At 39.6% G+C, this 16351-nt stretch carries 15 protein-coding genes; 14 read left to right on the top strand and 1 reads right to left on the bottom strand.

All coding sequences use genetic code 11. From position 1 onward, the window contains the following. Nucleotides 1–114 precede the first annotated feature (114 nt). The 7 genes from EL140_RS05060 (at nucleotide 115) to EL140_RS05030 (ending at nucleotide 9394) form a co-directional block, all read left to right on the top strand. Nucleotides 115–1539 carry an NADP-dependent glyceraldehyde-3-phosphate dehydrogenase gene (locus EL140_RS05060; protein ID WP_002875523.1) on the top strand — a complete coding sequence of 475 codons (1425 nt, stop codon included), beginning with the start codon at nucleotides 115–117 and terminating at the stop codon, nucleotides 1537–1539. Nucleotides 1540–1811: 272 nt separating this feature from the next. Next, nucleotides 1812–3707 (top strand): 1,4-alpha-glucan branching protein GlgB, encoded by a 1896-nt coding sequence (gene glgB, locus EL140_RS05055; protein ID WP_001064528.1) that lies wholly within the window; start codon nucleotides 1812–1814, stop codon nucleotides 3705–3707. Between the two features lie 157 nt (nucleotides 3708–3864). Next, a complete protein-coding gene (locus tag EL140_RS05050; protein ID WP_000787250.1) occupies nucleotides 3865–5007 on the top strand; it encodes a glucose-1-phosphate adenylyltransferase in 1143 nt (380 codons plus the stop codon). Continuing rightward, nucleotides 4997–6136 (top strand): glucose-1-phosphate adenylyltransferase subunit GlgD, encoded by a 1140-nt coding sequence (glgD, locus tag EL140_RS05045; RefSeq protein WP_000687050.1) that lies wholly within the window; start codon nucleotides 4997–4999, stop codon nucleotides 6134–6136. Before EL140_RS05050 ends, glgD begins: the two co-directional genes overlap by 11 nt. Next, a complete protein-coding gene (gene glgA, locus EL140_RS05040; protein ID WP_000697277.1) occupies nucleotides 6133–7566 on the top strand; it encodes a glycogen synthase GlgA in 1434 nt (477 codons plus the stop codon). The genes glgD and glgA overlap by 4 nt, the downstream gene beginning before the upstream one ends. Before the next feature lie 58 nt (nucleotides 7567–7624). Further along, nucleotides 7625–8269: a phosphoserine phosphatase SerB gene (serB, locus tag EL140_RS05035; protein WP_000084493.1), complete on the top strand. Its 645-nt coding sequence runs from the start codon at nucleotides 7625–7627 to the stop codon at nucleotides 8267–8269. Between the two features lie 9 nt (nucleotides 8270–8278). Beyond that, nucleotides 8279–9394, top strand: a complete 1116-nt coding sequence (locus EL140_RS05030) for a glycerate kinase (RefSeq protein WP_000706404.1) — start codon at nucleotides 8279–8281, stop codon at nucleotides 9392–9394. Here EL140_RS05030 and EL140_RS05025 read toward each other — a convergent pair. Next, nucleotides 9391–9837, bottom strand: a complete 447-nt coding sequence (locus EL140_RS05025) for a DUF1694 domain-containing protein (protein ID WP_000131097.1) — start codon at nucleotides 9835–9837, stop codon at nucleotides 9391–9393. The two genes, EL140_RS05030 and EL140_RS05025, sit on opposite strands and share 4 nt — an antisense overlap. A 162-nt stretch (nucleotides 9838–9999) precedes the next feature. Between EL140_RS05025 and eno the strand changes: the two genes are divergently transcribed. The 7 genes from eno to EL140_RS04990 all read left to right on the top strand — a co-directional run bounded on the left by eno (nucleotide 10000) and on the right by EL140_RS04990 (nucleotide 16025). Then, nucleotides 10000–11304: a surface-displayed alpha-enolase gene (gene eno / locus EL140_RS05020; RefSeq protein ID WP_000022821.1), complete on the top strand. Its 1305-nt coding sequence runs from the start codon at nucleotides 10000–10002 to the stop codon at nucleotides 11302–11304. Between the two features lie 128 nt (nucleotides 11305–11432). Beyond that, nucleotides 11433–11927, top strand: a complete 495-nt coding sequence (locus EL140_RS05015) for a YkgJ family cysteine cluster protein (RefSeq protein ID WP_000031468.1) — start codon at nucleotides 11433–11435, stop codon at nucleotides 11925–11927. A gap of 202 nt (nucleotides 11928–12129) precedes the next feature. Then, entirely contained in the window at nucleotides 12130–12966 is an 837-nt protein-coding gene (locus EL140_RS05010) for an AraC family transcriptional regulator (protein ID WP_002874597.1), read from the top strand. A 184-nt stretch (nucleotides 12967–13150) separates the two neighbouring features. Then, nucleotides 13151–14065, top strand: a complete 915-nt coding sequence (locus EL140_RS05005; protein ID WP_001178522.1) for a hypothetical protein — start codon at nucleotides 13151–13153, stop codon at nucleotides 14063–14065. 126 nt (nucleotides 14066–14191) lie between these two features. Next, nucleotides 14192–14734 carry a ClbS/DfsB family four-helix bundle protein gene (locus EL140_RS05000; RefSeq protein ID WP_001137898.1) on the top strand — a complete coding sequence of 181 codons (543 nt, stop codon included), beginning with the start codon at nucleotides 14192–14194 and terminating at the stop codon, nucleotides 14732–14734. 284 nt (nucleotides 14735–15018) lie between these two features. After that, entirely contained in the window at nucleotides 15019–15522 is a 504-nt protein-coding gene (locus EL140_RS04995) for a hypothetical protein (RefSeq protein WP_002874596.1), read from the top strand. A gap of 86 nt (nucleotides 15523–15608) precedes the next feature. After that, nucleotides 15609–16025, top strand: coding sequence for an Imm70 family immunity protein (locus EL140_RS04990; protein WP_000110627.1), 417 nt, complete (start codon nucleotides 15609–15611; stop codon nucleotides 16023–16025). Nucleotides 16026–16351: the final 326 nt, after the last annotated feature.

Genomic DNA, 16351 nt, shown 5'->3' with positions numbered 1-16351 from the left:
AATAATTTGAAGAATCAAGTTTGTGAAAAAAATATCAATATTTTCCAAAAAGGGGTTGTAATTTTCTGAAAATTTGATAAAATAAGTTTTAATCATTTTCAGGAGGAAGAGAATTTGACACATTATCAGAATTTAGTGAATGGAAAATGGAAATCATCAGAGAATGAAATTGCCATCTATTCTCCCATCAATCAAGAAAAGTTGGGTACAGTACCTGCTATGAGTCAGGCTGAAGTAGATGAGGCGATGAAAGCTGCGCGTGCAGCTCTCCCAGCATGGCGTGATTTAGCACCCGTTGAGCGTGCAGCCTATTTGCATAAGACAGCAGACATTTTGGAACGTGACAAAGAAAAAATTGGTACCATTCTTGCTAAAGAGGTTGCAAAAGGGATTAAAGCAGCCATTGGAGAAGTAGTACGTACAGCAGAATTGATTCGTTTTGCTGCCGAGGAAGGTCTCCGTATCACTGGACAAGCAATGGAAGGTGGCGGTTTTGAAGCTGCAAGTAAAAATAAACTAGCCGTTGTCCGTCGTGAACCAGTTGGTGTCGTTTTAGCTATTGCACCATTTAACTATCCAGTCAACCTTTCTGGATCTAAGATTGCTCCGGCTTTGATTGCAGGAAATGTCGTTATGTTCAAACCCCCAACACAAGGATCTATTTCTGGCCTCTTGCTAGCTAAAGCATTTGACGAAGCAGGAATCCCAGCAGGTGTCTTTAACACCATCACTGGACGTGGTTCTGAAATCGGAGACTACATCATCGAACACAAGGAAGTGAACTTCATTAACTTTACAGGTTCAACACCGATTGGTGAGCGTATTGGTCGTTTAGCTGGTATGCGCCCGATTATGCTTGAACTTGGTGGGAAAGATGCAGCAATTGTCTTAGAAGATGCAGATTTAGAAAATGCAGCTAAGCAAATCGTAGGTGGTGCCTTTAGCTACTCTGGTCAGCGTTGTACCGCTATCAAACGTGTTTTGGTTGTGGAAAGCGTAGCAGACAGATTGGCAGAATTGCTCCAAGCTGAAGTTGCTAAGCTAACAGTCGGTGATCCATTTGACAATACAGATATCACGCCAGTTATTGATAATGCTTCAGCTGATTTCATCTGGGGATTGATTGAAGATGCTCAGGAAAAAGGAGCCAAAGCGCTCAGCCCAATCAAACGTGAGAATAATCTCATTTGGCCAGGACTTTTTGATTATGTCACAAGAGATATGAAATTAGCCTGGGAAGAACCATTTGGACCTGTTCTCCCAATTATTCGAGTTGCAGATGCCAATGAAGCACTTGAAATTGCTAATGAATCAGAATTCGGTCTTCAATCTTCAGTCTTTACAAATGACTTTAAGAAGGCGTTTGAAATTGCTGAAAAACTTGAAGTTGGTACCGTTCATATTAATAATAAAACACAACGTGGACCAGATAATTTCCCATTCCTTGGTGTAAAAGGTTCTGGTGCAGGAGTACAAGGAATTAAATATAGTATCGAAGCGATGACAAATGTTAAATCCATTGTTTTTGATGTGAAATAATTTATAAAATCAGGAAAACGACTTCCTGATTTTATTTTTTTCAAAAAAATGCAGTTTAAAATTGATAAAAAACGAATATTCTGGTATTATAATAAAAAAATATATGGAAATTGTTTCGTGTTCTATTTTCTGGATATCTTTTTTAAAATGCTAGGTAATTTTTTGAAGGCTTTCATAAAAAAATATGATTTCCTTCGTAAATTACTTGAAAGTTACCTTAAAAGAGTGTATAATAGAATTATAGAAAACGCTTACAAAAGAAAGGGGATTGAATGAATAATCAAGAAGCATTAAGAACCTTTACTACAGGTGAGAACTTTCACCTCCAGCATTATTTAGGAGCGCATAGAGAGGAGAAAAACGGAGAAATAGGCTATACCTTTAGGGTTTGGGCCCCAAATGCACAAGCAGTTCATTTAGTTGGTGATTTTACCGATTGGGTTGAGAATCAGATTCCCATGGTTCGTAATGAAGCAGGTGTTTGGGAAGTCTTTACGAGTCAAGCTCAGGATGGTCAGATTTATAAATATCATATCACGCGTGCAAATGGTCACCAGATTATGAAGATCGATCCATTGGCAGTTTATTTTGAAGCTAGACCGGGTACAGGAGCTGTTTTGACCAATATCCGTGAAAAGAAATGGAAAGATGGCCTTTGGTTAGCACGTCGCAAACGTCTGGGATTTTTCGAGAGACCAGTTAATATATATGAAGCCCATGCAGGATCTTGGAAGAGAAATCCAGATGGTAGTCCCTATACTTTTTCGCAACTGAAAGACGAGTTGATTCCATACTTAGTTGAGATGAACTATACACATATTGAGTTCATGCCTTTAATGGCTCACCCACTTGGATTGAGCTGGGGCTATCAACTTATGGGTTACTTTGCTTTTGAACATTCCTATGGTACACCTGACGAGTTTCAAGATTTCGTTGAAGAGTGTCATATAAATAATATCGGTGTTATCGTCGACTGGGTTCCAGGTCATTTCACTATTAATGATGATGCCTTGGCATATTATGACGGTACACCAACTTTTGAATACCAAGATCACAACAAGGCTCATAACTATGGTTGGGGTGCTCTGAATTTTGACCTCGGGAAAAATGAGGTCCAATCTTTCCTGATTTCAAGTATTAAATTTTGGATTGATTTTTACCACTTAGATGGTATTCGGGTCGATGCAGTGAGCAATATGCTGTATCTAGATTATGATAATGCTCCTTGGACTCCAAATAAGGACGGCGGAAATCTTAACTACGAGGGTTATTATTTCCTTCAACGGTTGAACACAGTGATTAAGTTAGCTCATCCAGATATCATGATGATTGCAGAAGAAAGTTCATCAGCAACAAAGATTACTGGCATGAAAGAAATGGGCGGCCTTGGGTTTGACTATAAATGGAATATGGGCTGGATGAACGACATTCTCCGTTTCTACGAGGAAGATCCGATTTATCGCAAGTATGACTTTAATCTTGTGACTTTCAGCTTTATGTATGTTTTCAATGAAAACTATCTCCTGCCTTTCTCACATGATGAAGTAGTTCATGGTAAGAAGAGTATGATGCATAAGATGTGGGGAGATCGCTACAATCAGTTCGCTGGTCTGCGCAACCTCTACACCTATCAAATTTGTCATCCAGGTAAGAAACTCTTGTTCATGGGTAGTGAGTACGGACAATTCCTCGAGTGGAAGTCCGAGGAGCAGTTGGAGTGGTCTAATCTAGAAGATCCGATGAATGCCAAGATGAAGCATTTTACTTCACAACTGAATCAATTCTATAAAGAGCATCGTTGTCTGTGGGAAATTGATACTAGTTATGATGGTATCGAGATTATCGATGCTGATAATAGAGATCAGAGTGTCCTTTCCTTTATTCGTAAGGGCAAGAAGGACGAAATGTTAGTCTGTGTCTTTAACATGGCACCAGTTGAACGTAAGGACTTTACGATTGGTTTACCTGTTGCAGGTATTTACGAAGAAGTTTGGAATACAGAATTAGAAGAATGGGGAGGTGTGTGGAAAGAGCACAATCAAACAGTTCAGACTCAAGAAGGCTTATGGAAAGATTATGAGCAGACTTTGACCTTTACCTTGCCTGCCATGGGAGCAAGCATCTGGAAGATCAAGCGTCGTTTGAAACAAGCTAAGAAAAAAGAATAATGGGCTGTTGATGATATTTTTTAGTTTTTAAAAACGGATGTACTTGTATTGGACTTGAAACACAAGAGAAATGGATTTCCTATTATTTTTATAAAAAGTTTGACTTCCGACCTTCTTTCGATTTTAACGTTCACATGTCTTTATAAAGGAGTAGAAAATGAAGAATGAAATGCTAGCTTTGATCCTTGCGGGTGGGCAAGGAACACGTCTCGGAAAACTCACTCAAAGCATTGCCAAACCGGCAGTGCAATTCGGTGGGCGCTACCGTATCATTGACTTTGCTCTTTCCAACTGTGCAAACTCTGGAATCCATAATGTTGGTGTGATTACGCAGTACCAACCTCTTGCTTTGAACAACCATATTGGAAATGGTTCGAGCTGGGGATTGGATGGTATCAATTCAGGTGTCTCTATTTTACAACCTTATTCAGCCAGCGAAGGAAACCGTTGGTTTGAAGGGACTAGTCACGCTATCTACCAAAACATTGACTATATCGACAGTGTTAATCCTGAGTATGTTTTGATTCTTTCTGGTGACCACATCTACAAGATGGACTACGATGATATGCTTCAGTCCCATAAGGATAACAATGCCAGTTTGACAGTAGCTGTCCTAGACGTACCTCTCAAAGAAGCTAGCCGTTTCGGTATCATGAATACAGATGCCAATAACCGTATCGTTGAATTTGAGGAAAAACCTGCTCAACCTAAGTCTACAAAGGCTTCTATGGGAATTTATATTTTTGACTGGAAACGGCTTCGCAATATGCTTGTTGCTGCTGAAAAGAGCAATGTGGATATGTCAGACTTTGGTAAGAACGTTATCCCTAACTATCTCGAGTCTGGTGAAAGTGTCTATGCTTATGAATTTAATGGCTACTGGAAAGACGTTGGTACGATTGAGTCACTTTGGGAAGCTAATATGGAGTACATTTCACCAGAAAACGCCTTGGATAGTCGCAATCGTCAGTGGAAAATTTACTCTAGAAACTTGATTTCACCACCAAACTACTTTGGTGCGCATGCACACGTTGAAGATTCATTGGTCGTGGATGGCTGTTTTGTAGATGGAACTGTTAAACGTTCGATTCTTTCAACAGAAGCACAAGTACGTGAAGGTGCTGAGGTCGTTGATTCTGTCATCATGAGTGGAGCTATTATTGGCCATGGCGCAAAGATTACTCGTGCTATTATTGGTGAGGGTGCCATTATTGCAGACGGCGTAGAGATTGACGGAACGGACGAAGTACAAGTAGTAGGATACAATGAAGTAGTGGGGGTAGCAACAGATGAAGATTGATAAATATTCAGCCATTTTAGGAAACACAGTTGGTTTTCATGACATGTCAACATTAACAGAACACCGTCCGGTAGCTAGCTTGCCTTTCGGTGGGAAATACCGTTTGATTGACTTCCCTCTTTCCAGCCTTGCAAATGCAGGTGTTCGTAGTATCTTTGGTATTTTCCAACAAGACAATATCAGCTCAGTATTCGACCATATCCGTTCAGGTCGTGAGTGGGGCTTGTCAACTCTTCTAAGTCACTACTATCTAGGAATTTACAATACTCGTGTTGAAAGCAGTACAGTTGGAAAAGAGTATTACCAACAGCTTCTTACCTACTTGAGACGTTCAGGTTCAAACCAAACCGTTTCGATTAACTGCGATGTGCTGGTGAATATTGACTTGAATCAAGTCTTCCACCTACACAATACAACAAAAGGTCCGATTACAGTTGTATATAAGAAACTTCCAAAGAAAGACATTTCAGATGTGAATGCTATTTTGGAAATCGATGAAACTGACCATGTTCGTTCGCACAAACTCTTTGATAATAAATCTACAGATGAACTCTTCAATATGTCTACAGATATCTTTGTTGTGGATACTCCTTGGTTGATTGAACGACTTGAAGAAGAGGCTCAGAAAGAATATCCTGAAAAGTTGCGCTATGTCCTCCGCGATTTAGCTGCAAAAGAAGGAGCTTTTGCTTACGAATACACAGGCTACTTAGCTAATATTCACTCTGTTCAGTCCTATTATCAAGCAAATATTGATATGCTTGAATCTAAAAAGTTCTATTCTCTCTTCTCACCAAATCAAAAGATTTATACCAAGGTTAAGAACGAAGAGCCAACCTATTATGCGAATACTTCAAAAGTAAGTACTTCTCAGTTTGCTTCTGGTAGTATCATTGAGGGTGAAGTAGTTCAGTCAGTCCTATCTCGTAATATTTATGTTCACAAAGATAGTGTTGTGAAGAACAGCGTTCTGTTCCCTCGTGTTGTGATTGGACAAGGTGCCCAAGTTGAATATGCTATCTTGGATAAGGGCGTTGAGGTTGCGGACGGTGTTGTCATTCGAGGCACAGCAGAACATCCAGTTGTAGTGAAGAAGGGTGAAACAGTAACAGAGGACATTTATTCATGAAAATTTTATTTGTAGCGGCAGAAGGAGCACCCTTTTCAAAAACAGGTGGTTTGGGCGATGTCATTGGTGCACTTCCCAAATCACTTGTAAAAGCGGGGCACGAAGTTGCAGTTTTCTTACCTTATTATGATATGGTAGAAGCAAAGTTTGGAGACCAGATTGAGGATGTTCTCCACTTTGAAGTTAGTGTAGGATGGCGTAGACAGTACTGTGGTATTAAGAAAACGGTCTTGAATGGGGTAACCTTCTACTTCATTGATAATCAGTATTATTTCTTCCGTGGTCATGTGTACGGTGATTTTGACGATGGTGAACGCTTTGCCTTCTTCCAACTGGCTGCTCTTGAAGCCATGGAACGCATCGGCTTTATCCCTGACCTTCTCCATGTTCATGATTACCACACAGCCATGATTCCCTTCTTGTTAAAAGAAAAGTACCATTGGATTCAGGCATATCAAGGAATCAGAACAGTTTTAACCATTCACAATTTGGAATTTCAAGGTCAATTTTCTGAAGGAATGTTATGGGATTTGTTCGGTGTTGGCTTTGAACGTTATGCTGATGGCACCCTTCGCTGGAATGATTGTCTCAACTGGATGAAAGCAGGCATTCTCTACGCGGATCGTGTCTCAACCGTTTCCCCTAGCTATGCGCACGAGATTATGACCAGTCAGTTTGGTTGCGGTTTGGACCAGATTCTTCGGATGGAGTCAGGTAAGGTTTCAGGTATAGTTAATGGTATTGACGCAGATCTTTATAATCCTCAAACAGACCCACTTTTAGATTATCATTTTAATAAAGAAGATTTGTCTGGAAAAGCTCAAAACAAAGCAAAATTACAAGAGAGAGTTGGGTTGCCTGTGCGAGCAGATGTTCCGCTAGTTGGGATTGTCTCTCGATTGACGCGCCAAAAAGGTTTTGATGTTGTTGTAGAAAGCTTGCATCGTTTCTTACAGGAGGACGTTCAAATAGTCCTTTTAGGAACAGGTGACCCAGCTTTTGAACATTCCTTCTCCTGGTTTGCGCAAGTCTATCCAGACAAACTATCAGCAAATATCACTTTTGACGTCAAGCTCGCTCAAGAAATCTACGCAGCTTGTGATCTCTTCCTCATGCCAAGTCGTTTTGAACCATGTGGCTTGTCTCAAATGATGGCGATGCGCTATGGAACTCTACCATTGGTTCATGAAGTGGGTGGCTTGCGTGATACGGTTCAATCCTTCAATCCAATCGAAGGAACTGGAACTGGATTTAGCTTTGATAATTTAACACCATACTGGCTTAACTGGAGTTTCCAAACAGCCTTGGATGTTTATAAGTACCAGCCGGAAGTTTGGAGAAATCTACAAAAACAAGCTATGGAATGCGATTTCTCATGGGATACAGCTTGTAAGTCTTATCTTGACTTGTACCATAGTTTAGTCAACTAATAGATAAAATCGTATGATTCTTTCATACGATTTTTGGGCTGTTTAGAAAGGAAAGTTTATGTCTCAAGTAAAAGGCTTGTGTGTCATGGACGTTGACGGCACCCTGATAGCAGAAGAAGTGATTGATCTTTTAGGAAAAGAAGCAGGTTGCGAAGAAGAAATATCGCAGATTACAAGCCAGGCAATGCGAGGTGAACTGGACTTTGAAACAAGTTTACGAGCGAGGGTAGCTTTGTTAAAAGGCCTTCCGGTTTCGGTCTTTGATACTGTCTTCAAATCCATTCATCTGTCCAAGAATGCTCAAGAATTTATCTCCATACTTCAAAAGAAGGGCATTCTAGTCGGTCTAGTGTCTGGTGGCTTTACACCAATAGTTGAAAGATTAGCAAAATCCCTTGGTATTTCCTATTTCTCCGCCAACCAGTTGGAAGTCAAAGACGGTTTTTTAACAGGAAAATTAGTTGGTGAAATTGTGACAGGTCAAGTAAAACAAGTTACTCTTGAGAAATGGAAAAAAGAACTGAAACTTCCCAAAGAAAGAACGATTGCCATCGGTGATGGTGCCAATGACCTCTTGATGTTAAAGTCAGCAGGATGTAGTATTGCATTTTGTGCCAAAGAAGTCGTAAAATCCGAGATAGCTTGTCATGTAGATACGAGGGAGCTTTTAGAAGTTCTACCTTTGATTGATTTCTTAGAATGAGAGGGAACTATGAAAATTGTAATTGCACCCGATTCTTTTAAAGAAAGTTTGACGGCAGAAGAGGTTGCTCAAGCTATAAAAAGAGGATTCCAAAAATCGATAGCAGATGTAGAATGTCTGCTTTGCCCTGTAGGTGATGGTGGGGAAGGAACTGTAGACGCTATCCGACATTCTCTTGAACTCGAAGAAAAATGGCAAGAGGTGACAGGGCCTTTTGGGCTAAAAGAATCCATGCGCTACTTTCACAAAGATCAAATAGCGCTCTTCGAAGTTGCTGACTTGGTTGGTCTTGGGAAGATTCCGCGGGAGAAACGAAATCCCCTTCACATCCAAACCAAAGGTATCGGAGAGTTGATTCGTCATCTCGTTGATCAAGGGATGAAAGATATCTATGTCGGCGTTGGTGGTACGGCTAGTAATGACGGTGGGATAGGCATTGCTGCTGGTTTAGGTTATCGTTTTTATGATAAGAATGGAAAAGAATTGCCAGCTTGCGGTCAGACTTTGCTTGAATTCGAGTTAGTTTCAGACAGCGAGTTGTATAGGATACCTGAAGATGTGAAAATCCGCATTTTAGCAGATGTCGTGAGCCCTCTATGTGGTCTTCAAGGAGCGACCTATACATTTGGAAAACAAAAGGGCTTGGATCCTGCTTTGTTTGAGACAGTAGATTTGGCTATACAGCGGTTCTATGAAAAATTTTCACCATCAACCCTCTCTCTTAAAGGAGCAGGAGCCGGCGGTGGGATTGCGGCTGGGCTCTGTGCCTTTGCTGAGGCCACTATCGTATCTGGGATTGACACTTGCTTAGATTTGATTGACTTTGACAAGAAGGTTGCAGGGGCCTACTTGGTTATCGTTGGAGAAGGTAGACTGGACAGTCAAAGCTTTGTTGGAAAAGCTCCTATCGGTGTAGCAAAAAGAACTCCTGAAGGAGTTCCAGTTATCGCTATTTGTGGTAGTCTTTCCGAGGGTTTACCTTCCCTACCATTCGAAAATATCCAAGCAGCCTTTTCTATTTTAGAAAAAAGTGAACCTTTGGAAGACAGTCTGAAAAATGCAAGACTCTATTTGGAGCACACATCTACTAATATTGGTCGTTTATTAAATTTGAGGAAGGATTAACCAAACCATTTTTTCCAGATGGATTTTTTAGGTGGCTCTGCCTTTTTCTCTTCCCAGAGGCTTGAGAATGCAAGTCTAAGGTCCTTTTCGTCTACTTGAACAGGTTCATTTGTATGAATGACAAGACCGAAAGGAGAGGTGATGTGATCGTCTGAAACAATAGTCGCCTGACAGTTGCTTTCCTTTGCTTGTTTTAAGTAAAAGACCTGTTTGTCAAACTCGATATTTGGTGAGATTTTCACAAAAAGTTCCTCTACCTTTTCTTGAAAACCCTCTAAAATAGAGAAAAATCCATGTTCTAATTCAGGACTATTGGCAGTACTGATATCCGCGTAGCCAAGAACTCTTTCCTCGAAAGTGCCGAGATAGCGGCGTTGTTCGTCAGGGTTTAATTTGGGCCCACCATGAGCTTTTTCTAGTAGTTGTTTTGATAAATCTGTCATAAAAACAGTATATCACAAAAATCGCAAGAAAACAGACAAAAGAAAGCGATTACTTTATAAAGTTAAGGAAAATTTGCACAAAGATAACGTTTTTTCTTGAAAAACGTTTATTTTTAAGGTATCATAGAGGTGTAAAAAATTTAACTCAAAGGAGAGTAAAAAATGTCAATTATTACTGATGTTTACGCTCGCGAAGTCCTAGACTCACGCGGTAACCCAACACTTGAAGTAGAAGTTTATACTGAATCAGGTGCTTTCGGACGTGGTATGGTTCCTTCAGGAGCTTCTACTGGTGAACACGAAGCAGTTGAACTTCGCGACGGTGACAAATCTCGTTACGGTGGTCTTGGTACACAAAAAGCTGTTGACAACGTAAACAACATCATCGCTGAAGCAATCATCGGCTACGATGTACGTGACCAACAAGCTATCGACCGTGCTATGATCGCACTTGACGGTACTCCTAACAAAGGTAAATTGGGTGCAAACGCAATTCTTGGTGTGTCTATCGCTGTAGCTCGTGCTGCTGCTGACTACCTTGAAATCCCACTTTACAGCTACCTTGGTGGATTCAACACTAAAGTTCTTCCAACTCCAATGATGAACATCATCAACGGTGGTTCTCACTCTGACGCTCCAATCGCTTTCCAAGAATTCATGATCGTACCTGCTGGTGCACCATCATTCAAAGAAGCTCTTCGTTGGGGTGCTGAAATCTTCCACGCTCTTAAGAAAATTCTTAAATCTCGTGGTCTTGAAACAGCCGTAGGTGACGAAGGTGGATTCGCTCCTCGTTTCGAAGGAACTGAAGACGGTGTTGAAACTATCCTTGCTGCGATCGAAGCTGCTGGTTATGTTCCTGGTAAAGACGTATTTATCGGATTTGACTGTGCTTCATCAGAATTCTACGATAAAGAACGTAAAGTTTACGACTACACTAAATTCGAAGGTGAAGGAGCTGCTGTACGTACTGCTGCAGAACAAATCGACTACCTTGAAGAATTGGTAAACAAATACCCAATCATCACTATCGAAGATGGTATGGACGAAAACGACTGGGACGGTTGGAAAGCTCTTACTGAACGTCTTGGTGGTAAAGTTCAATTGGTTGGTGACGACTTCTTCGTAACAAACACTTCTTACCTTGAAAAAGGTATTGCAGAAGGTGCTGCTAACTCAATCCTTATCAAAGTTAACCAAATCGGTACTCTTACTGAAACATTTGATGCTATCGAAATGGCGAAAGAAGCTGGTTACACTGCCGTTGTATCACACCGTTCAGGTGAAACTGAAGATTCAACAATCGCTGACATCGCAGTTGCAACTAACGCAGGACAAATCAAGACTGGTTCACTTTCACGTACAGACCGTATCGCTAAATACAACCAATTGCTTCGTATCGAAGACCAACTTGGTGAAGTAGCTGAATACCGTGGATTGAAATCATTCTACAACCTTAAAAAATAATCTAGTTCAGTGAACAAGGTTTGAAGCCTCTCGGATTTTTTCCGAAGGGCTTTTTTTCTGTTCAGGGGGCAAAAAGGGGGCAGTGTTTATGGTATAATAGACAAAAACACTTGTATTAGGAAGAAATTATGTCTAAAGAGATTGATATTGAGTATTACCACCAACTAGCACTGCAAAAGCAGAAGGAGCACCGCAAAGTGTTAGCTAATCTAAAGAAAAAACCTCCTAAAAAATTAGATAAGATTGCGCAGCAGATTCACCAAGAAGTCTTTGCAGAGATTGATTGTACTGCCTGTGCCAACTGTTGCAAGACTTTGGGACCAGACTTTAAAGAGGCAGACATCACCCGTATCGCTAAGTACTTTAAGATGAAATTACCAGCCTTTGAAGCAGAGTTTTTACAGGTGGATGAAGATGGGGACAAGGTTTTCAAATCCATGCCTTGCCCCTTTCTAGGAGGAGATAATCTCTGCTCCATCTATGACGTTCGTCCCAAGGCCTGTCGTGAATTCCCCCATACAGACCGTAAAAAGATCCACCAAATCAACCATTTGACGATTAAGAATACCTTGACCTGCCCTGCAGCCTATCTCTTTGTTGAGAAATTAAAAGATAAGTTATAGAATTTACACCTTTAAATCTTGTACAAAGATTCTAGGGTGGAAGTATCTTGTATTTGTTAGAATATAGATAGAATTGAACACGGCCTAAAAGCTATGCGAAAAAGAAAAAATTACCTAGAATCAGAAGAACCAGCGTTAATTTTCCAATTTTCACTTTGCTTTTAACGACCTTTGTATCTTGTGGAGGTAAGAAAAGAAGAATATGATGCATCAATTCAATCAAACCATGGATTATTTGGAGCAGCAACTGACTGGAGAAGTGGATATGAAAAGATTTCAGCAGTTATCGGGCTATTCTTATCCTCTTTTTAGCAGAATCTTTTCCATCATGGCTGATATGACCTTGGCAGAATATTTGCGCAATCGCAGGCTATCAGAAGCTGTGACAGACTTGCGGGAAGGCTCTGAGAAAGTCATTGACATAGCAATGAAATACGGCTATGAGTCTGCTGACGCCTTCAGCACAGCCTTCAAGAAATTCCATGGTGCAACCCCCTCAGAAGTTCGAAATGGAAAACCTTATCGGGTCTTTCCTAGACTTCAATTATCCTTAAAAATTACAGGAGGAAAGAACATGGATATCAAGATTCAAAAGAAACCTGCATTTACCGTGGCAGGCGTCCTATTGGAAGCTATTGACAATAGCAAATGCCCGTCTGCTTGGGAGCATCTCTATGCCCATCACAGCTTGGAAAGCCTAGAAAGTTTAGGCAGTGGCCAATCCTTTGGCGTCTGCTCGGATGTCAAAGAAGGCGAAATCATTAACTATATGGCTGCTTATGATGTGACGGATAAAACTAAAGCAGAAGAACTAGGTCTGTCCATCAAAGAAATTCCAGAAGCTGAATATGCCATCGTACCAGTCAAGGGGGCTATACCAGCTAGCATCCACCATGCTTGGAAATACGTCTTAGAAGTCTTTTTCCCGGAAACTGGTTATCGCCATTCAGGAGCCCCAGACTTTGAAGTTTATTTCAAAGGAGATATGTCGTCCCCAGACTACCAAATGGAACTCTGGATACCAGTCATCAGGGACTAGATCATTTTCTGATTTTTTATAAAGATGCGAACCGAACTCTGTAGAAAGAATCTCTACAGAGTTTTTAATTGTTGACATTCATGTCTGTAAACAAACATACCATAATTTTTGTTTGGATTTTATGGGGTATGAGAATAGTTTTCTCGGTATAATAGTCCCATAGAAGATAAGGAGGCAGAGGAATATGCAGATGTATTTTGGAGATGTGTCGCTTTGCTATAGCTATTCATTGGCTATGGCACTGGATGCCTATGGTTATGACTTTAAAGCAGAGTTTTTAGAGGCAATTATGGTGATGGGCAATGGCGCTAGTATTGTAAAGGAAGATGAACGACACCCTCTAATATTCTTTGACAATGGAATGCCAGATCTTTCAATCTCTCATTCTTTAAAAATACTTGGGTTTGACTATGAGGACTTCTATCTAAAAGATGGAGTGAAAGTAGATTTAGAAGAGGTTAAAGGAAAGTTAGAAACCTTTCTGTCCAATGGTCCTGTTGTACTGGGACCTCTTGATATGGGCCATCTGATCTACAATCCCAATCACACAATTCTTTATGGTGTGGATCACTTCGTAACCGTGTATGGCATTGATCATCAGCACCTCTATTTGCATGATCCAGCTGGTTTTGCCTGCATGAAGGTTGCTTTTAATGACATCTTAGAAGCCTGGAAGGCAGAGGGTATTGACTATAAGCGCGGAGTCTACTCCATGTGGGGAAATTTTAAGAAGATCAAGAGTCCTAGTCAGACTGAAATCTATCAGGAAACAGCAAAGATTATAAAGTCCCGATATCTGAATGGTCAAAACGGTGTTTTGAAATGCTATGCAAAAGCAGTTGCTGAAAACGGCTTAAATACCGAGCAAAAACAATTGCATCAGTATTTCAGTTTCAAACTTGCTGCTGTTCGAAATCTCTATCTCAGTAAGTTCTTAAAAGATCATGATCCGAAAGGGGCAAGATTCAAAGAAGAATTGGCTACTCTATTTGGCCAAGCCCACCTTTCATGTTTAAAAGAAGATTACCAAGAACTATCCAACTTGCTCTATCAGATAGCAGAAGTAGATGGTCTCTTTAAAGATTTATATGTAAAGTAGTGACTATAAGCATAAAAAAATAGTTCGTAAAAGCGGTTTTTCGTAAAACGAAGAACTGCTTTTTGATTATGGTATAATGAAGTAAGAAAATACCTTAACCTACTAGAAAACGAAGGGAGAAAACCTATGCCTAGACCAAAAACAAAAGAGGAGCTAGTGTTAGCCTCTAAGGAAAACTATGAAAAACTTAATCTCCTAATTTCTCAGTTAAGTGAAGAAGAGCTACAGACTCCTTTTGATTTTTCAAAAGACCAAAAGAAAAAAGAAGCTCACTGGAAAAGAGATAAAAATTTACGGGACGTTCTGATCCATCTCTATGAATGGCATCAGTTACTTTTGAGCTGGGTTTATTCTAATCAAAAGGGACATGAACGATCTTTTCTTCCTGAGCCTTATAATTGGAAAACTTATGGAGAAATGAATGTCGCTATTTGGAAGAAGCACCAGAAAACATCTTTAGAAGAAGCGACTAAACTACTAGAGCAATCGCATGAAGAGGTTTTAGAGTTGATGGAAGGCTTCAGCAATGACCAACTCTTTACCAAAGGTTTCTATAAGTGGACGGGAGGGACAAGTCTAGGTTCCTACTTTGTCAGTAGTACCTCCAGTCACTATGACTGGGCTCTGAAAAAACTCAAAGCTCATCAGAAAAATTGTAAGAAACGTTAATTGAAGTGCTCATGAAGTTTAGAAAAGGTTTTTCTAAGTTTCGAATAGCTTGGTGCTCGTAATTTTAGAGCTATTCTAGCTTTAGAATCCTTCTAAAATTAAAATTTAGGGTTATCATAGACTTAGAATAGGTCTAAAACATTTATTTTAATGTAATTCTAAACTTAGAATTACATTGATATTAAAGGGATTGAACTGTTCGATGCTTAGAATAGCTTGATTCTGAGAAATGTTAACTAGAAAATGATTCGAATAGCTTTTTTCTGATATAGGATGATAGATAGATGGGGGAAATGATGAGCATACAAAAAGAGAAAGTTAAAAAAGAGTTGGTGTCCCTCTGTTTGGGAGAGTTCACAGCCGTCCTATCTATTTGGTTTTGTTTTTTTCTTTTGAAAAATAGGCTTGGTGATGTGAATAGTCTAGTAACCATTCTCTATCCTCTGTCTTTACTGACATTTATTTTGCTTCAAGGTTCAATCTATTGGGCGATTTTGATTAGAAGACTCTCGAAACCTCAGTTCGGAAGCGCTAGTGTCCCCAAACTATATAGTGGTTTCAGAATACTAGACCTTGTTTTACTTATTTCAGGCTTTACTTTTATTGTCTGGAACACGCAAAGTGTCCAAGTGGCTGTCTTAGCCACGTTGATAGAGTTTTTTGCCCTTATCGAATGGCTTAATTACTACATTGTACGCCTATCTTATAGTTTGAACCCGCTTGTTTTATGGAAACGAATTACTAAGGGAAAACTTGAAAAGAGTAGAATAGCCAAGGAGTTGGGGTAAGGGAGAATGAATGTATGTTTTAGATACTATCAATATAAAACTTTAGTTGACGTTAAATAATATTAAAAATGAGTAGGAGAATATCTATGTCTGTAGGGTTAATGGTTGGTTATAATTGGTGGACTATAGGAGAAGGGAGTCTTTTTAATTCATTCTTTTCGACTATTTATGTTCGCTTAGAAAATAATGAGTGGGGAAGTAGATACCCAGTAATAATGAATAAGCTTTACTGGGGAGATGTTCCTTTTGAATCTGTTGAAAGAGGAATAGAGGAGTTGTTATCTATCCAAGAGGAGTTGAAAAAATTTCTCCCTCAGGATGTTATATGGGATTTTGAAGATTTGTCACTCACTCCTCCTTGGGGAAATAATATCGCAGAGCATATAACAAATTTATCGCATTATTTCATAACGAGTTCCGGAAAAGATTTAATAGAAGTTTTGCTGACTAGTTTTAGCTTTTCACTTGAGCACGGTCAAAATGTGAGTGTAAAAAGTATTTGAAACTCAATAAATCAAAGATTCATTTATGCTATAATATTCTTAATGAAACTCAGAAAGGAAGCTCAATGTTCAATAAATTTCTACTCTTCGAAATTACTTAATGGAATAAATCAAATAGTTATAGAGAATGTGCAAAAATGAATGAAAAATTACTTTTCTATGTTATTACTCACCTCTAGTCAACCATTAAAAATACTGATTTGATTTTTGTGATGAAAGTCAGGATCTTCACCAGATTTGCTAGTCATGATGAGTTGATGGCATTGATTGGTTTTTACCACGATTGACATAATCGTTAGTTTTCTCAAATGGCTTAATTATTATTT

Source organism: Streptococcus oralis ATCC 35037, assembly GCF_900637025.1.
Lineage (GTDB): Bacteria > Bacillota > Bacilli > Lactobacillales > Streptococcaceae > Streptococcus > Streptococcus oralis.
Note: the sequence above shows the minus strand (reverse complement) of the source record. Positions and strands in the feature narration are given on the sequence as shown.